At 64.4% G+C, this 14902-nt stretch carries 18 protein-coding genes; 9 read left to right on the top strand and 9 right to left on the bottom strand.

Annotation, left to right across the window (positions count from 1 at the left end):
• The first annotated feature begins 385 nt into the window (after positions 1-385).
• On the top strand, positions 386-610 hold the full coding sequence (locus NVV79_RS04695; RefSeq protein WP_303986752.1) for a hypothetical protein: 225 nt from the start codon (positions 386-388) through the stop codon (positions 608-610).
• 26 nt (positions 611-636) lie between these two features.
• On the opposite strand, the gene NVV79_RS04690 is transcribed toward NVV79_RS04695, so the two are convergent.
• Genes NVV79_RS04690 through NVV79_RS04670 form a run of 5 tightly spaced genes read right to left on the bottom strand, consistent with a single transcriptional unit; the run spans position 637 to position 3429 of the window.
• Complete coding sequence (locus NVV79_RS04690; protein WP_303986750.1) at positions 637-840, bottom strand: hypothetical protein; 204 nt, start codon at positions 838-840, stop codon at positions 637-639.
• Positions 827-973, bottom strand: coding sequence for a hypothetical protein (locus tag NVV79_RS04685; RefSeq protein ID WP_303986748.1), 147 nt, complete (start codon positions 971-973; stop codon positions 827-829). The genes NVV79_RS04690 and NVV79_RS04685 overlap by 14 nt, the downstream gene beginning before the upstream one ends.
• Positions 974-1026: 53 nt before the next feature.
• The gene (gene phnN / locus NVV79_RS04680; protein WP_303986746.1) at positions 1027-1593 is read right to left on the bottom strand and encodes a phosphonate metabolism protein/1,5-bisphosphokinase (PRPP-forming) PhnN; all 567 of its coding nucleotides are present in this window, start codon (positions 1591-1593) and stop codon (positions 1027-1029) included.
• A 4-nt stretch (positions 1594-1597) separates the two neighbouring features.
• Positions 1598-2737: an alpha-D-ribose 1-methylphosphonate 5-triphosphate diphosphatase gene (locus NVV79_RS04675; RefSeq protein WP_303986744.1), complete on the bottom strand. Its 1140-nt coding sequence runs from the start codon at positions 2735-2737 to the stop codon at positions 1598-1600.
• Positions 2734-3429, bottom strand: coding sequence for a DUF1045 domain-containing protein (locus NVV79_RS04670; protein WP_303986742.1), 696 nt, complete (start codon positions 3427-3429; stop codon positions 2734-2736). The genes NVV79_RS04675 and NVV79_RS04670 overlap by 4 nt, the downstream gene beginning before the upstream one ends.
• A 137-nt stretch (positions 3430-3566) precedes the next feature.
• On the opposite strand from NVV79_RS04670, the gene NVV79_RS04665 reads away from it, so the two are divergent.
• From NVV79_RS04665 to NVV79_RS04655, 3 genes are all read left to right on the top strand, one after another.
• Positions 3567-4799, top strand: a complete 1233-nt coding sequence (locus NVV79_RS04665) for a glycerate kinase (RefSeq protein WP_303988320.1) — start codon at positions 3567-3569, stop codon at positions 4797-4799.
• 11 nt (positions 4800-4810) lie between these two features.
• Positions 4811-5158 (top strand): VOC family protein, encoded by a 348-nt coding sequence (locus NVV79_RS04660; RefSeq protein ID WP_303986740.1) that lies wholly within the window; start codon positions 4811-4813, stop codon positions 5156-5158.
• Positions 5159-5231: 73 nt separating this feature from the next.
• Positions 5232-6170 (top strand): Gfo/Idh/MocA family protein, encoded by a 939-nt coding sequence (locus NVV79_RS04655; RefSeq protein ID WP_303986738.1) that lies wholly within the window; start codon positions 5232-5234, stop codon positions 6168-6170.
• Positions 6171-6358: 188 nt separating this feature from the next.
• Here the strand turns inward: NVV79_RS04655 and NVV79_RS04650 are convergent, their stop codons facing one another.
• Genes NVV79_RS04650 through NVV79_RS04640 form a run of 3 tightly spaced genes read right to left on the bottom strand, consistent with a single transcriptional unit; the run spans position 6359 to position 8189 of the window.
• A complete protein-coding gene (locus NVV79_RS04650) occupies positions 6359-7297 on the bottom strand; it encodes an aldo/keto reductase (protein WP_303986736.1) in 939 nt (312 codons plus the stop codon).
• Between the two features lie 26 nt (positions 7298-7323).
• Positions 7324-7797, bottom strand: a complete 474-nt coding sequence (locus NVV79_RS04645) for a hypothetical protein (protein WP_303986734.1) — start codon at positions 7795-7797, stop codon at positions 7324-7326.
• Positions 7797-8189 carry a VOC family protein gene (locus NVV79_RS04640; RefSeq protein WP_303988318.1) on the bottom strand — a complete coding sequence of 131 codons (393 nt, stop codon included), beginning with the start codon at positions 8187-8189 and terminating at the stop codon, positions 7797-7799. The genes NVV79_RS04645 and NVV79_RS04640 overlap by 1 nt, the downstream gene beginning before the upstream one ends.
• A 223-nt stretch (positions 8190-8412) precedes the next feature.
• On the opposite strand from NVV79_RS04640, the gene NVV79_RS04635 reads away from it, so the two are divergent.
• The 5 genes from NVV79_RS04635 to NVV79_RS04615 are packed head-to-tail and all read left to right on the top strand — an operon-like array spanning position 8413 to position 13670.
• Positions 8413-10008 carry an ABC transporter substrate-binding protein gene (locus NVV79_RS04635; RefSeq protein ID WP_303986732.1) on the top strand — a complete coding sequence of 532 codons (1596 nt, stop codon included), beginning with the start codon at positions 8413-8415 and terminating at the stop codon, positions 10006-10008.
• A gap of 55 nt (positions 10009-10063) precedes the next feature.
• Positions 10064-11071: an ABC transporter permease subunit gene (locus tag NVV79_RS04630; protein ID WP_303986730.1), complete on the top strand. Its 1008-nt coding sequence runs from the start codon at positions 10064-10066 to the stop codon at positions 11069-11071.
• 8 nt (positions 11072-11079) lie between these two features.
• Positions 11080-11994 carry an ABC transporter permease subunit gene (locus NVV79_RS04625; protein WP_303986728.1) on the top strand — a complete coding sequence of 305 codons (915 nt, stop codon included), beginning with the start codon at positions 11080-11082 and terminating at the stop codon, positions 11992-11994.
• A 3-nt stretch (positions 11995-11997) separates the two neighbouring features.
• Positions 11998-12840 carry an ABC transporter ATP-binding protein gene (locus NVV79_RS04620; RefSeq protein WP_303986727.1) on the top strand — a complete coding sequence of 281 codons (843 nt, stop codon included), beginning with the start codon at positions 11998-12000 and terminating at the stop codon, positions 12838-12840.
• Entirely contained in the window at positions 12837-13670 is an 834-nt protein-coding gene (locus NVV79_RS04615; RefSeq protein ID WP_303986725.1) for a dipeptide ABC transporter ATP-binding protein, read from the top strand. Before NVV79_RS04620 ends, NVV79_RS04615 begins: the two co-directional genes overlap by 4 nt.
• A gap of 133 nt (positions 13671-13803) precedes the next feature.
• Here NVV79_RS04615 and NVV79_RS04610 read toward each other — a convergent pair whose 3' ends face one another.
• Positions 13804-14838, bottom strand: coding sequence for a Gfo/Idh/MocA family protein (locus NVV79_RS04610; RefSeq protein ID WP_303986724.1), 1035 nt, complete (start codon positions 14836-14838; stop codon positions 13804-13806).
• Between the last annotated feature and the right edge of the window lie 64 nt (positions 14839-14902).

Genomic DNA, 14902 nt, shown 5'->3' with positions numbered 1-14902 from the left:
CATGCGTCCAAAGTCGAGCAGTCTTTTTCCAAAAAACTGCATTGTCTGGTCGCCGCGCGTCTAGCAATCGGCGCCAAACGCTCCTATCTTGCCGTCACGCATCGGCACTTGCCGATGCTTCGCGTGTCGTTCAACCCGCAGGAAAGGAATGAAGATGTCTCCATCTGTTACCTTCACCATCCATGCCGGTTGTCCGCTCGTACGCACCGGCCTGCACGCCGCCAAACGGTGGCAAGGGACCTGTCGCTGCAAACGAATGTGACCTGCTGTCACGCCTTCGTCTCAGTTTTCCGATAGACCCCCCAGCGTTGCCGGCCAGCATGTGCGATTCGTTTTCGCGCTGTGAATTCTGGCCCCGTGCAATGTGCAAGTGGAGCATCCACAAATGCAGGAACGCAGTCTCGACCGGGCTCAGGCCCATAAGCCAATTGTCATAGAAGTCGCCGGCGAACCGCTCGGCGTCGTGGTGCCGCATGCCGAAGGCGGCTACCGTTTCCTCGCGGTCAAGCTGCCGGCTTTCGCCATCGACGGCCAGCAGTTCGAAACCGTCGAAAAGGCGCATTTCGCCGTATCGCAGGCCGTCCGCAAGGGCGGCGCCGACGCGGCCTGATTTCGGATACCCCCTAAGCGGGGCTCTCAATCATCATTGGTGGCGTTCAACTCGTCCGGGTGCCGGCCTTCGCCGGCCGGCGCCGGCGGGTCGAGCGCCATGTCGATCGCCTCGGCCAGGGCATCGACATCGATGCGGACAGCGCCATCATGCGCCTGCCGTTCCAGTTCGGCCGTTATGGCCGTGGCGATGGCCTGGCGCCGCGCGCCGCCCTCATCATCCATTGCCATCGATGGAAATCCCCTGCTCGTCCACCCGCACTTCGATGCCGGGGCGGGTCTGCTGCTGGTAGGTGTAGATGCCAAAGCCGACGATCGCGATCAGCAGGATGGCGATCACGGCATAAAGACCATTGCGATTCATGGGGAACTCCTGACGCTCAACGTGCCGGAGCAACGCGCCAGACGCGCAAGAGTTCATTCCTGCGCGGCAATGCTGCGCAGCGCCATGACGAAGGCGGTGACGCCGATAGCCAGCGAGCCCGAATTGTCGATGATGACAGGGGTGACGCCTGATGGCACCGGCGCGCTTTCGCGGGCCAGCCTTGCGGTGATCTGGTCGCCGCTTTCCCGCCCGCGCCTGATGAGCCGCTCGGCTCGGCAGGAAATCTCGGCGGTGATCAGCACCACCGCGCAGCTCGGATATTTGTCCAGCGCCTCGGCCACGATGTGGCGCGAGACATTGGCGACGACCGTCTTGCCCAAGGCCAGGTCGGTATCGAGGCTGAGCGGCAGCGCATAGCGCAGGTTATGCGCATCCCAGGACAGGGCGAAGCGCCCGGCCTCGTCAAGCTGCCGGAAGGTTTCGGGGTCCATGCTGTCATGGTCCTCGACTTCGGCATCGGTGGCGCGAGTGACGATGCGGCGCACGAAGACGAAGCGCTGGTCATTGCCCAAAGCATGGCGGGCGCCCGCTATCAACGTGTCCTTGCCCACCCCGGAGGGCCCGACGACCAGGACAAGGGAGCCGAGCGGTCGCGCCATCGGGTCAGTTCACCCTTTCGCCCTGCCGCCAGACGCTGCGGATGACCGGCAGGCCACCCACCACCCGCACGCGCACCAAATCGGCCCGCTTGCCGACGGCGATCTCGCCGCGATCATCGAGCCCGGCTGATCGAGCCGGATTGCGCGTGACCGTGGCCAGGGCCTCGGGCAGTGCCAGCCCATCGACGCGCTGCGGCAGCACGAAGGCGGCCTGTAGCAAAGCGAAGGGCACATAGTCGGAGGAGAGGATATCGAGCAGTCCGGCCCGCACCAGGTCGGTGGCCGAGATATTGCCGGAATGGGATTTGCCGCGCACCACATTGGGCGCGCCCATCAGGATGGCCAGCCCCGCATCATGGGCGGCGGAAGCGGCTTCCAGCGTGGTGGGGAATTCCGAAATCGCCACGCCGTCGGCCACACCCTCCTCGACATGCAGCAGTGTCGTGTCGTCATGGCTGGCCAGCGGCAGACCCAACTCGCGGGCACGCCGCACAATATGGGCGCGATTGGGCGCCGAATGGCGGTCATGCTCGGCCTGTCTGGCGGCGAGATACGCGTCGAGCTCGACCTGGCTGCGGCCGATCTTGTCCTTGTAGAAGCGCTTGTAGTCGTCGAGCGAGCGGAACTGGCGCTGGCCCGGCGTGTGATCCATCACCGAGGCGAGGCGGGTATGTTCATGGCCGGCATGGGCTTCGAACTGGGCGATGACGTCATGCGCGGGGAGTTCGCAGCGCAGATGCACGAAATGCTCTGATCGCAGCCAGCCATCCTTTCGGCCGGTCTCGATGGCGCCGGTGAGCTTTTCGACATGCTCGCCCATATCGGGCAGGTCGGGGTCCGAGCCGATGCGCACCGCGTCGAACACCGTGGTGATGCCCGAACCGATGATCTGCACGTCATGGGCATGGAGCGAGGCCATGGCATCCCAGAACACGCCGGGCCGAGGGCGGTAATGGCTTTCGAGATGGTCGGTATGGAGTTCGACCAGGCCGGGGATCAGGTAATCGCCATCCATATCCTCGCCCGATTGCGCCGGGCCGGCATCCACGGCAGCGATGACGCCGTCGCTGATGGCGATGCTGCCCTCGACAATACTGTCGGCCAGCACGATGCGGGCATTGCGGAAGCGGGTCTCGGCGGTCACGAGGCATCCCCGAGCTTGAAATCGCCGACGCGGCGGAAGGGCTTGCCGGCCTCCTGTTCGTGGAACAGCGCCAGCCGGTCGAGCAGCACGGGCTCGTCCAGGATCGGGCCGAACCAGGTATTCGCCGCCGCCGCGATATCATGCGCGTCCGCTTCGGCCAGCCGGTCGGTCAGAGTCATGTGGAAGCGGAATTCCTCGAACACATAGGGATAGCCATAGGCGTCGAGCAGTTCGATCTGCCGCTCGCTGAGGCCCTTGCCGGCGCGGGCGGCACGATCCTTGATGCTCATCGGGGCGCGGAAGGGGTCGAAATCCTCCACCACATGGGCGGCGAAATCCTGCAGCGCCTCGTTCTGGCCCTCCAGCATGAGGGCGAGGAAACCCTGCAGCGAAGCCAGTTGCAGGGGGCCGAGATCGATTGGCTGGTGTTTGGGCGCGAATGCGGCAAGCGCGGCGCGCAGGTCGGCTTCGGTTGCGCCATCAACCAGCGCCATCGGCGCCTTGATCGTGGCGTGGAAGCCGTAGCGATTGGCCGATTGCGTGAGGTTGAGCAGCCGGTCGCGGTCTATGCCCGCCACCGGACCGCTGAACAGATCGCCATCGGCGGCATCGCGGCCCAGCCAGGTGGCGGCCCGCTCCCACAGATTGCTGGTGGCGGCAGGGGCAAAATAGATCGCGAATCGTTCTGTCATCGGAACTCCTTGCCCTGCCGCTAGTGGGACTCTGTGTCGGTCGTTTGACAATTGTCCACGCTACCCATTGCTGGCTACCCTTGCCCGCACCGAATCGCAAGCCGAGAGAGACGATGGACCACGCCCTGCTCGAAGAGATGTTTCGCCAGGCCGTGGCACAGGCGCAACCGGCGCTGGCCGTGAGCCGGCACCTGCCGGAAAGGCCCAAGGGACGCACCATTGTCATTGGCGCCGGCAAGGCTTCGGCCCAGATGGCGCGGGCCTTCGAAGAAGCGTGGGACGGGCCGCTGAGCGGGCTGGTGGTGACGCGCTATGGTTACGCCGAGGCCTGCCAAAAGATCGAAATCGTCGAGGCGGCCCACCCCGTGCCAGATGAAGCGGGGTTCCTCGCGGCGCGGCGGCTGCTCGAAACGGTCTCCGGCCTCGGTTCCGACGATCTGGTCGTGGCGCTGATTTCGGGCGGCGGCTCGGCCCTGCTGCCGGCTCCGGCGCCGGGCCTGACGCTGGATGATGAACAGGCCATCAACCGGGCGCTGCTGGCCTCGGGCGCGCCGATCGGCGTGATGAACCTCATCCGCAATCAGTTTTCCACCATCAAGGGCGGGCGGTTGGCCGCCCATTGCGCGCCAGCGCGCGTGGCGACCCTTGTCGTCTCCGACGTGCCGGGGGACGATCCGGCGCTGGTGGCTTCAGGCCCGACCATTCCCCTGGCGGGGTCGCGCGAACTGGCGCGCCAATATGCCGAACTCTACCAACTGGACCTCCCGGCTCCGGCCCGGGCGCTGCTGGCCGGCGAGGACAATCCGGCGCCGAAACCGGATGATACGGTCTTTGCGCGCAACAGCGTCAGCACCATCGCCTCGGCGGCGCTGTCGCTGGACGCGGCGGCGGACCTGGCGCGGGAGCGGGGGATCGAGGCGGCGATCCTTTCCGACTCCATCGAGGGGGAATCGCGCGACGTGGCGCAGGTGCATGCGGCCATGGCGCGCGAAATCGCCCAGCGCAACCGGCCGTTCAGCAAGCCCGTCGTGCTGCTGTCGGGCGGGGAAACCACCGTTACCCTGCGCGGCAAGGGCGGGCGGGGCGGGCGCAATGCCGAATTCCTGCTGGCTTTGGCCATCGCCATTGACGGGGTGGAGGACATTTCGGCTCTGGCCGCCGATACCGATGGTATCGATGGCTCCGAGGACAATGCCGGCGCCTTTGCCGATGGCACCACGGCCACCCGCTTGCGTAAGGCGGGCATCGATCCGCTGGCGGCTTTGGCCGGCAACGACGCCTGGGGCGCCTTCAACGCCATCGGCGACTTGCTGGTGACCGGGCCGACCGGCACCAATGTCAATGATTTCAGGGCAATTCTGATCCGATAGGAGGCTGAAGAATGGCGAAGGCATTGGGCATTGGCGGCTTCTTTTTCCGCTCGCGCGACACCAAGGCGCTGGCGGCCTGGTATGAGCAGCATTTCGGCATTGCCGAGCTGTGGCAGCAGGAGCAGGGCCTGACGGTCTTCGCGCCCTTCAAGCAGACGACCGACTATTTTCCCGCCGACAAGCAATGGATGATCAATTTCCGCGTCGATGACCTCGACGGGATGATGAACCAGCTTAACGCGGCTGGTATTGCCACCGAAACCCGGCCGGATGAGTGGGACACGCCGGAGACCGGCCGGTTCTGTCGCCTGCATGATCCGGAAGGCAACCAGATCGAACTCTGGCAGCCGCCAAAATAATCATACAATTGCCCCTTGGCAGGGAGGGGCTGTCTCTGTTCTATACGCCGACTTTTCGGGAAGGAGCCGGCCGATGGCCAGACGCAGGATTGCCGTTATCGGCGTGGGCAAGATCGCGCAGGACCAGCATCTGCCGGTCATCGACGCATCGGATGATTTCGAACTGGCGGCGACCGTTTCGACACGTGGGCTGAGCCATAATGGCCTGCCGGTGTTCAGGACGCCGGCCGAGCTCTATGCCGCCATGCCGGAACTGTCGCTGGTGTCGATCTGCACCCCGCCCGGCATCCGCCATCAATATGTCCGCGAGGCGCTCGACGCCGGCAAGGACGTGATGATGGAAAAGCCGCCCACCACGACCATTTCCGAGCTGGACGACCTGATCGCCCATGCGCGGCGGCTCGATCGCGTGCTGTACCAGACCTGGCACAGCCAGTGGAATCCGGCTGTGGACCGGGCCAAAGCCATTCTTGCCGAGGACGGCGTGCGTTCGGTGCGCATCGACTGGCGCGAAAGCGTGCGCAAATGGCATCCCGGCCAGAACTGGGTGTGGGAACCCGGCGGCTTCGGCGTCTGCGATCCGGGCATCAATGCGCTCTCCATCTTCACCAAGATCATGCCCTTCCCGGTTTTCGTGGAAAGCGCGAAGCTCACTTTCCCGGCCAATCGGCAGACGCCTGTCGATGTCGAGATCGCCTTCAAGTCGGGGCAGTTGCACCAACCCAAGCTCTCGGCCGGGTTCAACTGGCTGGAGGAGAGCGGGGAGATCTGGACCATCCGCGTCGAGACCGGCGCGGGCGATATCATCAAGCTCGAAGGTGGCGGGCGCTCGCTCACCATCAATGACGAACTGGTGCTCCAGCATGGCGACGGTGAATATGCCGCCATGTATGACCATTTCGCCGGGCTCCTGGAGCGGCATGAAAGCGATGTCGACGCTGCGCCGTTGCGGCTGATGAGCGATGTGTTCCTGATGGGTGCACGGGTGAACGGGCCGGAGTTTGAGTGGTAGGGGATTACCCCGGAGCAGGCAGTCGTCTCCCTCCCCCTTGAGGGGAGGGGTCAAGGGTGGGGGTGGCCTCACACGCCGAGTTTGCGGAGGCATACCCCCACCCTGCTCGATTCAACGGACTTAGCTGACGCTAAGTCCTATCTCGCTTCCCTCCCCACAAGGGGAGGGTGGGTCGGCGAGTGTGGCCCCTATTGCCCCGCCTCCGTCAGCATCTGCAAATCGTCCTCGCTCAGCTTCAGCCGCACGCCCTTGGCGAGGCTCTTCACCTGCTCCACCGAGGTTGCCGAGGCGATCGGGGCCGTGACGCCGGGCTGGGCGACGAGCCAGGCCAGCGACACTTCGGCCGGTGTCGCGTCATTGGCCTTGGCGACCTTGTCCAGGGCATCAAGGATCGCTTCACCCTTCTTGTCCATATAGCGCTCCATGCCGCCGCCGCGCGGCGATTTGGTGAAGTCGGCCTTGGAGCGGTACTTGCCGGTGAGGAATCCCGAGGCGAGGCTGTAATAGACCACCGCGCCCATCTCCTGCTCGATCAGGGTATCGCGCAGGGCGTTGAATTCGGCGCGGTCATAGAGGTTGAAGCGGGGCTGCAGCACTTCATAGCGCGGCAGCGACTTGATGACCGAGACCTCGTGGGCCGCCTTGACCATCTCGGCCGTATAGTTGGAGGCGCCGATGGTCCGCACCTTGCCGGATCGAACCATCGGGTCATAGGCGCCCAGCGTTTCTTCGTGGCTGGCCTCGGCATCGGGCCAATGGCTGAAATAGACATCGACATAGTCGGTCTGGAGACGCTTGAGCGAGGCATCGAAGCTGGCGGCGATGGCGTCGGGCTTGAGGCCGCCCGGCTTCTTGCCGGAATTGACCTTGGTGAAGATGTGGACGGCGTCGCGGTTGCCGCGGGCTTTCAGCCACTTGCCGATAATGGTCTCGCTCATGCCGGGCGGATTGCCCGGCACCCAGTTGGGATAGCCCTCGGCCGTGTCGATGGCCGAAAAGCCCTCGTCGACGAAGGCGTCGAGAATGGCGAAGCCGGTCTTTTCGTCCACCGTCCAGCCGAAGACATTGCCGCCCAGTACCAGCGGTTCGATGACAATTTCACTGCGTCCCAGCGGGCGGCGGTCCATGAGGCTTCTCCATATTGGTTCGGGAACTAAACGCCTGCATCCGGGATCGGTTCGACCGGAATGCGTGGGGCGCAGAAGGCGAGGGCGGCATTGATGGCATAGAGCGAGCCATCGAGCGGGATGTGATTGGCCGGCATGTCCGAGCCGTCTTCGGGCGCCAGATAGGCCACGGCGCCATGGCTCAGATTATGCAGCACCCAGGAAAAATCGCCGACCAGCCGCGCGCCGTAGGGCGTGGCGGCTTCGGCGGTGAAGGAGCGGGTTTCCTTGTCCACCGTGATGGCCCAGTCGCCCGCATCGCGTTGCTGGCGGCTGGTATGGATATGGACGCCAATGGTGAAATCGTCCTCGCAGCGCACGGCGATGCAGGCATAGGTGTCGGGCGTCGAATTGAGCGCACAGCCCAGCGCCGCCCGGTCGCCCTCGCCGGGCAGGGGCGAATAGTGCCAGCCGGCTTCCTGCGCCGCGGCAGGCATGGCCAGCAGGAGCAATGCCGGCATCAGGCCGTGGGCTGGATGAGGTCCCATTTGTTTCCATAGAGGTCGGTGAAGACGGCGACCGAGCCATAGGCCTCGTGGCGCGGTTCTTCGAGGAAGGTTACGCCGCGCGCGAGCATGGCGGCATGGTCCTTGAGGAAATTGCTGGTTTGCAGGAAAAACATCACCCGCCCGCCGCCCTGGTTGCCGACGGCGACACGCTGGGCTTCGCCATCGGCCTTGGCCAGCAGCAATTGCGCCCCGGCGCGGCCGGGTGGAGCGACGACGACCCAGCGTTTTCCGCCGCCCATGTCGGTATCCTCGACCAGGCCGAAGCCCAGCGTGTCACAATAGAATGTGATGGCATCGTCATAATCGGCGACGAGCAGTGAGACGGTGGCGATGGATTGGCTCATGGGAGCATGGATCACCACTGTCATGGCCGGGTCAAGCCGCTGCTTGACCGCCGAACGGATCATTCCAAAACCGTCCAATCCTGTGGAAGGACGTTTTCTCTGCCATCAGATTGACCAAATGGTCAAACTGCCTGCTTGCGCTCCCATGGATTCTAGGCTTTGTTGGCGCCCAAGCCCCGGTGGTAAAGCCGGGTGCGCATAATAGTTTCGGGAGACAACAATCATGAAATTGATGAAAACGCTGCTGGCGGCATCCGCGGTTCTCGCGCTGACCGTCGGCGCGGCCCAGGCCAAGACGCTGGTCTACTGCTCGGAAGGCTCGCCTGAAGGCTTCGACCCCGCACCGTTCACTGCCGGCACCACGTTCGACGCCTCCTCGCGTCCGATCTACAACCGCCTGGTGCAGTTCACCAAGGGCTCCTCGGCCACCGAGCCGGGCCTGGCCGAGAGCTATGACGTGTCCGAAGACGGGCTGGAATACACCTTCCACCTGCGTCAGGGCGTCAAGTTCCACACCACCGACTATTTCACCCCGACCCGCGATTTCAACGCCGACGACGTGCTCTTCTCGTTCGAACGCCAGTGGAAGTCGGACAATCCGTGGTATTCCTATTCGCCGGGCATCGCCTGGAACTATTTCGACTCCATGTCGATGGGCACGCTCCTGTCCTCCATCGAAAAGGTCGATGACTACACGGTCAAGTTCGTGCTGACCCGTCCCGAAGCCCCGTTCATCGCCAACCTGGCCATGGACTTCGCTTCGATCATGTCCAAGGAATATGCCGACCAGCTCGCCGCTTCCGGCACCATGGAAATGCTGAACCAGCAGCCGATCGGCACCGGCCCGTTCCAGTTCGTCAACTACCAGCAGGATGCGGCCATCCGCTATGCCAGCTTCGACGATTACTGGGGTGGCGTGCAGCCGATCGACGACCTGGTCTTCGCCATCACCACCGATCCGGCCGTCCGTCTGCAGAAGCTGCAGGCCGGCGAATGCCATGTCATGCCCTACCCGAACCCGGCTGACCTCGATGTCATCCGCGGCGACTCGAACCTGCAACTGCTGGAGCAGGAAGGCCTGAATATCGGCTTCCTGGGCTACAATACGCAGCAGCCGCCCTTCGACAACCCGGCCGTCCGCAAGGCCCTCAACATGGCGATCGACAAGGAAGCCATCATCGAGGCCGTGTTCGCCGGCCAGGCGACCGTCGCCAAGAACCCGATCCCGCCGACCATGTGGTCCTACAACGACGCCATCGTCGATGACCCCTACGATCCCGAAGGCGCCAAGGCCGCCCTGGCTGCCGCCGGCATCGAGAACCTCTCGATGAAGGTCTGGGCAATGCCGGTGTCGCGCCCGTACAACCCGGATGCCCGCCGCATGGCCGAGCTGATCCAGGCCGACTTCGCCGAAGTGGGCGTGACGGTCGAGATCGTCTCGATGGAATGGGCCGAATATCTCGAGCAGTCGTCTGCCGTCGATCGTGACGGTGCCGTGCTGCTGGGCTGGACCGGCGACAATGGCGATCCGGACAACTTCCTGTCCGTGCTGCTTGGTTGCGACGCCGTGGGCGGTAACAACCGCGCCCAGTGGTGCAACGAGGAGTTCGAGAAGCTGACCCAGGACGCCAAGATCACCACCGACCAGGCCGAGCGCACCGCGCTCTACGAACAGGCGCAGGTGGTGTTCAAGGACCAGGCGCCGTGGGCGACCATCGCGCACTCGCTGGTCTTCATGCCGATGTCCACCAAGGTCACCGGCTACGTCATGGACCCCAAGGGCACGCATGCCTTTGATGGCGTCGACATCACCGAGTAATCGGGACTAAGACCGGGGGCGCCCAGCGGCGCCCCCGGCTTCCCGGCAAGAACACATGATCCGTTTCCTTCTCAATCGCCTCATCCTGATCGTGCCGACCTTTATCGGCATCACGATCCTCGCTTTTGCTTTCGTCCGCGTCCTGCCCGGCGATCCCGTCCTGCTGATGGCCGGTGAGCGCGGCGTCACGCCCGAACGCCACGCCATGCTGATGGAGCAGTTCGGCTACGACCGGCCGATCTGGGTCCAGTACTGGGACTACCTCATGGGTATCTTCCAGGGCAATTTCGGTATCTCTGTCTCGACCAAGCGTCCGGTGATCCGGGACTTCCTGACCCTGTTTCCGGCGACTGTCGAACTGTCCGCCTGCGCCATTATCTTCGCGGTGGTCCTGGGCATTCCGGCCGGCGTCATCGCCGCGGTCAAGCGCGGCTCCTGGTATGACCAGACGCTGATGGGCACCGCCCTGGTCGGCTATTCCATGCCGATCTTCTGGCTAGGCCTGCTGCTCATCATCTTCTTTTCCGGCTATCTCGGCTGGACCCCGGTTTCGGGCCGCATCGACCTGCTGTATTTCTTCCCGGCGGTCACCGGCTTCATGACCATAGACGCCCTGCTGTCGGGGCAGGATGGCGCCTTCGTCTCGGCGTTGCGTCACTTGATCCTGCCCACCATCACGCTGGGTACGATTCCGCTGGCGGTGATTGCCCGCCAGACTCGCTCCGCCATGCTCGAAGTGCTGGGCGACGACTATGTGCGCACCGCCCGCGCCAAGGGCCTCGCTCCGCGCCAGGTGATCGGCCAGCACGCCCTGCGCAATGCGCTGATCCCCGTCGTGACCACGATCGGCCTCCAGGTCGGGGTGATGATGGCGGGCGCCATCCTTACCGAAACCATCTTCTCCTGGCCGGGCATCGGCAAGTGGATGGTCGACGCCATCGGGCGTCGGGATTATCCGGTGGTGCAGGCGGGCCTGCTGCTGATCGCGCTGATCGTCATGGCGGTCAATCTCATCGTCGATGTGCTCTACGGGCTCATCAACCCCCGTATCCGGCACAATTAGGAGGCGACATGTCCACCCCCGTTACCGTCGCCGATCCGAATGCCGCGCCCAAGATCAGCCCGCTGATCCAGTTGCGTGAATTCTGGTATTATTTCTCGGTCAATCGCGGCGCCGTCATCGGCCTCGTCGTCTTCATCCTGCTGGTGCTGACGGCGCTGTTCGCCAACTGGATCGCGCCGCATTCCCCGATCCAGCAATATCGCGATGCGCTGCTGGTGCCGCCGGTCTGGCTTGAAGGCGGCCGTGCCGACTTCCTGCTCGGCACCGATGCGGTGGGCCGCGACATTCTCTCCCGTCTCATCCACGGCGCCCGCTATTCCCTGCTCATCGGCGCGGTCGTCGTGGTGCTGGCACTCAGCGCCGGTATCGTCGTGGGCCTCATCGCCGGCTATGCCCGCGGCTGGGTCGATATCGTGCTGATGCGCATCATGGACCTGATCCTGGCTTTCCCCTCGCTGCTGCTGGCGCTGGTGATGGTGGCTATCCTGGGGCCGGGCCTGTTCAACATGATGATCGCCATCGCGCTCGTGCTGCAGCCGCATTTCGTGCGCCTGACCCGCTCGGCCGTGCTGGGCGAATTGGGCAAGGACTATGTGACCTCGGCGCGCGTGGCCGGCGCCGGCCATTTCCGGCTGATGTTCAAGACCATCCTGCCCAACTGCCTCGCCCCGCTGATCGTGCAGGCCACGCTGAGCTTCTCCACCGCCATTCTCGACGCGGCGGCGCTCGGTTTCCTTGGCCTGGGCGCGCAGCCGCCAACCCCCGAATGGGGCACCATGCTGGCCGAGGCGCGCCAGTTCATCCTGCGCGCCTGGTGGGTGGTGACCTTCCCGGGCCTGGCCATCCTCATCACGGTGCTGGCGATCAATCTCGTCGGCGACGGGCTGCGCGACGCGCTCGACCCCAAGCTCAAGAGGAGCTGACCCATGGCTCTGCTTGAAATCGAGAACCTCAGCGTGGCCTTCGATACGTCGGTGGGCCTGTTCAAGGCGGTCGACGGCATCGACATCAAGGTCGATGCCAGCGAAGTTCTGGCCATTGTCGGGGAATCCGGCTCCGGCAAGTCGGTGGCCATGCTGGCGGTGATGGGCCTGCTGCCCGGCACGGCCACGGTCACCGCCGACAGGATGGAATTCGAGGGCAAGGACCTGCTGACCATGAGTGCGCGCGACAAGCGGCGCATCATCGGCAAGGATATCGCCATGATCTTCCAGGAGCCGGTGGCGAGCCTCAATCCGTGCTTCACCGTCGGCTTCCAGATCGAGGAAGTGCTCTCCCGCCACATGGACCTCAAGGGCAGGGCGGCGCGCAATCGCGCCATCGAACTGCTGCAACTGGTCGGCATCAAGGATGCGGCCGACCGGCTCGGCGCCTTCCCGCACCAGATGAGCGGCGGCCAGTGCCAGCGCGTGATGATCGCCATGGCCATTGCCTGCAACCCCAAGCTGCTGATCGCCGACGAACCGACCACCGCGCTCGACGTGACCATCCAGAAGCAGATCCTCGACCTGCTGGTGAAGCTCCAGGCCGATACCGGCATGGGGCTGATCATGATCACCCATGACATGGGCGTGGTGGCCGAAACGGCCGACCGGGTCATCGTGCAATATAAGGGGCACAAGATGGAGGAGGCCGATGTGCTGACCCTCTTCGAAAACCCCGCTTCCAACTATACCCGTGCGCTGCTCTCGGCCCTGCCGGAAAATGCGGTGGGCGATCGCCTGCCGACCGTGGCCGACTTCAATTTCGCGCCGGAGGCCGGCCAATGACCACTCCCGTCCTCGAAGTGCGCGATCTCAAGCGCGATTACGTGACCTCGGGCGGCCTGTTCCGCCCGGCCCGTGTGGTGCATGCCGTCAAGGGCGTGAACTTCAAGCTCGAAAAGGGCAAGACACTGGCCGTGGTCGGGGAAAGCGGCTGCGGCAAGTCCACCCTGGCGCGCATGATCACGCTGATCGACCAGCAGACCTCGGGCGACATCCTGATCGACGGAGACAAGGTCGATGCCAGCCACGGCGTGACGAAGAAGATGCGCCAGAAGGTGCAGATCGTCTTCCAGAATCCCTACGGCTCGCTCAATCCGCGCCAGAAGATCGGCGAAGTGCTGGCCGAGCCGCTCTTGCTCAATACCGACATGCCCAACGACGAACGGCGGCAGAAAGCCATGCAGATGCTGCTCAAGGTCGGCCTCGGCCCCGAGCATTTCAACCGCTATCCGCATATGTTCTCGGGCGGCCAGCGCCAGCGCATCGCCATCGCCCGGGCGCTGATGCTCAATCCGAGCTTCCTCGTGCTGGACGAGCCGGTCTCCGCGCTGGACCTTTCCGTGCAGGCGCAGATCCTCAACCTGCTCAAGGATCTGCAGGACGAGTTCGGGCTGACCTATGTGTTCATCAGCCACGACCTTTCCGTCGTGCGCTATATCGCCGACGAGGTGATGGTGATGTATTTCGGCGACGTGGTGGAGCACGGCACGCGCGACGAAGTGTTCAGCAATCCGCAGCACGAATATACGCGGACGCTGTTTGCCGCGACGCCCAAATCAAGCGTCGAGAGCATCAAGGAACGGCTGGCCAGGAAGGCGGCGCTGGCGGGGTAGGAGCCCTTGCCGGATACCCCCACCTAACCTCCCCTGATAGGGGGAGGAACAGATTGAGCTTGTGGCACGATCCAGCCACACCCGCCGGCCGGATTCCTCCCCCTATCAGGGGGAGGTTAGGTGGGGGTATCCCCTAACCAACCGCCACCCGTTTCCCCTCCCGCGACGATGCCATCACCGCCTCGATCAGTCGATGCACATGCAGGGCCGTATGGCCGTTGCTGAGCGGCTGGCGATCGTGGCGGACGGCATCGACGAAATCGGCGATCTGGGCGGCGTGCCAGTCGAAGGGGAAGGCCATGGGATCGGCGCCTCCGCCACCTTCGCTGGGCTCGCCCTCGGTAATGGTCTCGCCAGCCATGGTGCGGATGGTGAGAGTTCCAGCGGTGAGCGTCGCAGTGGCGCGGGCGAAGTTGAGCGTCAGGCTTTCCGGCCCACCGGGGAAGCTGGCCGTAGTGGCCATGACGGCGCCGACCGCGCCATTGGAAAATTCGAGCCCCGCCGAGACGAAATCCTCGGTTTCCATCTTGTGCAGGCGCGTGGTCCTGGCCATGGCGGTGACGGCATCGACCGGTCCGCACAGGCTGAGCATCAGGTCGAGCGAATGGATGGCCTGGGTGATGAGCACGCCGCCCCCATCCTGCGCCACCGTGCCCCGTCCGGGCTGGTCGTAATAGCCCGCCTGCGGACGCCACCACGGCACCACCAGATGTGCCGCTTCGAGCCGGCCATAGCGCTCTTCGGCCACGATCTCGGCCAGCCGGCGCGAGGCGTGGCGGAAGCGGAACTGGAAGATGATGCCAAGCTTGACGCCGGCTGCGTCGCAGGTGGCGACGATGCGCTCGGCCGCGGCCAGCGTGCGCTCCACCGGCTTTTCCATCAGCACATGCTTGCCGGCTCGCGCCGCGGCGGCGACGAGATCCTCGCGAGCATTGGGCGTGGTGAGGATGAGGATGGCGTCGATCCTGTCATCGGCCAGCAGCGCCTCGTAGCTCTCGGCCGGCGGGAAGCCATAGGTCTGGCAGAAGGTTTCAAGCTCGGCCCGATTGCGCCGATAGACGCCGCGCACATCGATGCTACCGGCCAGCGATTGCAGCGCCAGGGCATGCGGCTTGGCCCCCATGCCGGCTCCGACCACGCCAACGCCAAAACGCTTCTGCTCGTTCATGCTCATCTCCGGTACCATACAAGATGGTCTTGTAGCCCAGCATCGCGCTCGCGCGAAGGCGGGA

Source organism: Devosia ginsengisoli (genome assembly GCF_024707105.1).
GTDB classification, from domain to species: domain Bacteria; phylum Pseudomonadota; class Alphaproteobacteria; order Rhizobiales; family Devosiaceae; genus Devosia; species Devosia ginsengisoli_A.
This window is presented reverse-complemented; position numbering and strand designations above follow the sequence as displayed.

What these genes read in the sequence shown, in the direction of transcription:
- NVV79_RS04695 (WP_303986752.1), top strand. Translation starts at nt 386, where the DNA reads ATGCAGGAACGCAGTCTCGACCGGGCTCAGGCCCATAAGCCAATTGTC.
- NVV79_RS04690 (WP_303986750.1), bottom strand. Translation starts at nt 840, where the DNA reads ATGGCAATGGATGATGAGGGCGGCGCGCGGCGCCAGGCCATCGCCACG.
- NVV79_RS04685 (WP_303986748.1), bottom strand. Translation starts at nt 973, where the DNA reads ATGAATCGCAATGGTCTTTATGCCGTGATCGCCATCCTGCTGATCGCG.
- phnN (WP_303986746.1), bottom strand. Translation starts at nt 1,593, where the DNA reads ATGGCGCGACCGCTCGGCTCCCTTGTCCTGGTCGTCGGGCCCTCCGGG.
- NVV79_RS04670 (WP_303986742.1), bottom strand. Translation starts at nt 3,429, where the DNA reads ATGACAGAACGATTCGCGATCTATTTTGCCCCTGCCGCCACCAGCAAT.
- NVV79_RS04665 (WP_303988320.1), top strand. Translation starts at nt 3,567, where the DNA reads ATGTTTCGCCAGGCCGTGGCACAGGCGCAACCGGCGCTGGCCGTGAGC.
- NVV79_RS04660 (WP_303986740.1), top strand. Translation starts at nt 4,811, where the DNA reads ATGGCGAAGGCATTGGGCATTGGCGGCTTCTTTTTCCGCTCGCGCGAC.
- NVV79_RS04655 (WP_303986738.1), top strand. Translation starts at nt 5,232, where the DNA reads ATGGCCAGACGCAGGATTGCCGTTATCGGCGTGGGCAAGATCGCGCAG.
- NVV79_RS04650 (WP_303986736.1), bottom strand. Translation starts at nt 7,297, where the DNA reads ATGGACCGCCGCCCGCTGGGACGCAGTGAAATTGTCATCGAACCGCTG.
- NVV79_RS04645 (WP_303986734.1), bottom strand. Translation starts at nt 7,797, where the DNA reads ATGCCGGCATTGCTCCTGCTGGCCATGCCTGCCGCGGCGCAGGAAGCC.
- NVV79_RS04640 (WP_303988318.1), bottom strand. Translation starts at nt 8,189, where the DNA reads ATGAGCCAATCCATCGCCACCGTCTCACTGCTCGTCGCCGATTATGAC.
- NVV79_RS04635 (WP_303986732.1), top strand. Translation starts at nt 8,413, where the DNA reads ATGAAATTGATGAAAACGCTGCTGGCGGCATCCGCGGTTCTCGCGCTG.
- NVV79_RS04630 (WP_303986730.1), top strand. Translation starts at nt 10,064, where the DNA reads ATGATCCGTTTCCTTCTCAATCGCCTCATCCTGATCGTGCCGACCTTT.
- NVV79_RS04625 (WP_303986728.1), top strand. Translation starts at nt 11,080, where the DNA reads ATGTCCACCCCCGTTACCGTCGCCGATCCGAATGCCGCGCCCAAGATC.
- NVV79_RS04620 (WP_303986727.1), top strand. Translation starts at nt 11,998, where the DNA reads ATGGCTCTGCTTGAAATCGAGAACCTCAGCGTGGCCTTCGATACGTCG.
- NVV79_RS04615 (WP_303986725.1), top strand. Translation starts at nt 12,837, where the DNA reads ATGACCACTCCCGTCCTCGAAGTGCGCGATCTCAAGCGCGATTACGTG.
- NVV79_RS04610 (WP_303986724.1), bottom strand. Translation starts at nt 14,838, where the DNA reads ATGAACGAGCAGAAGCGTTTTGGCGTTGGCGTGGTCGGAGCCGGCATG.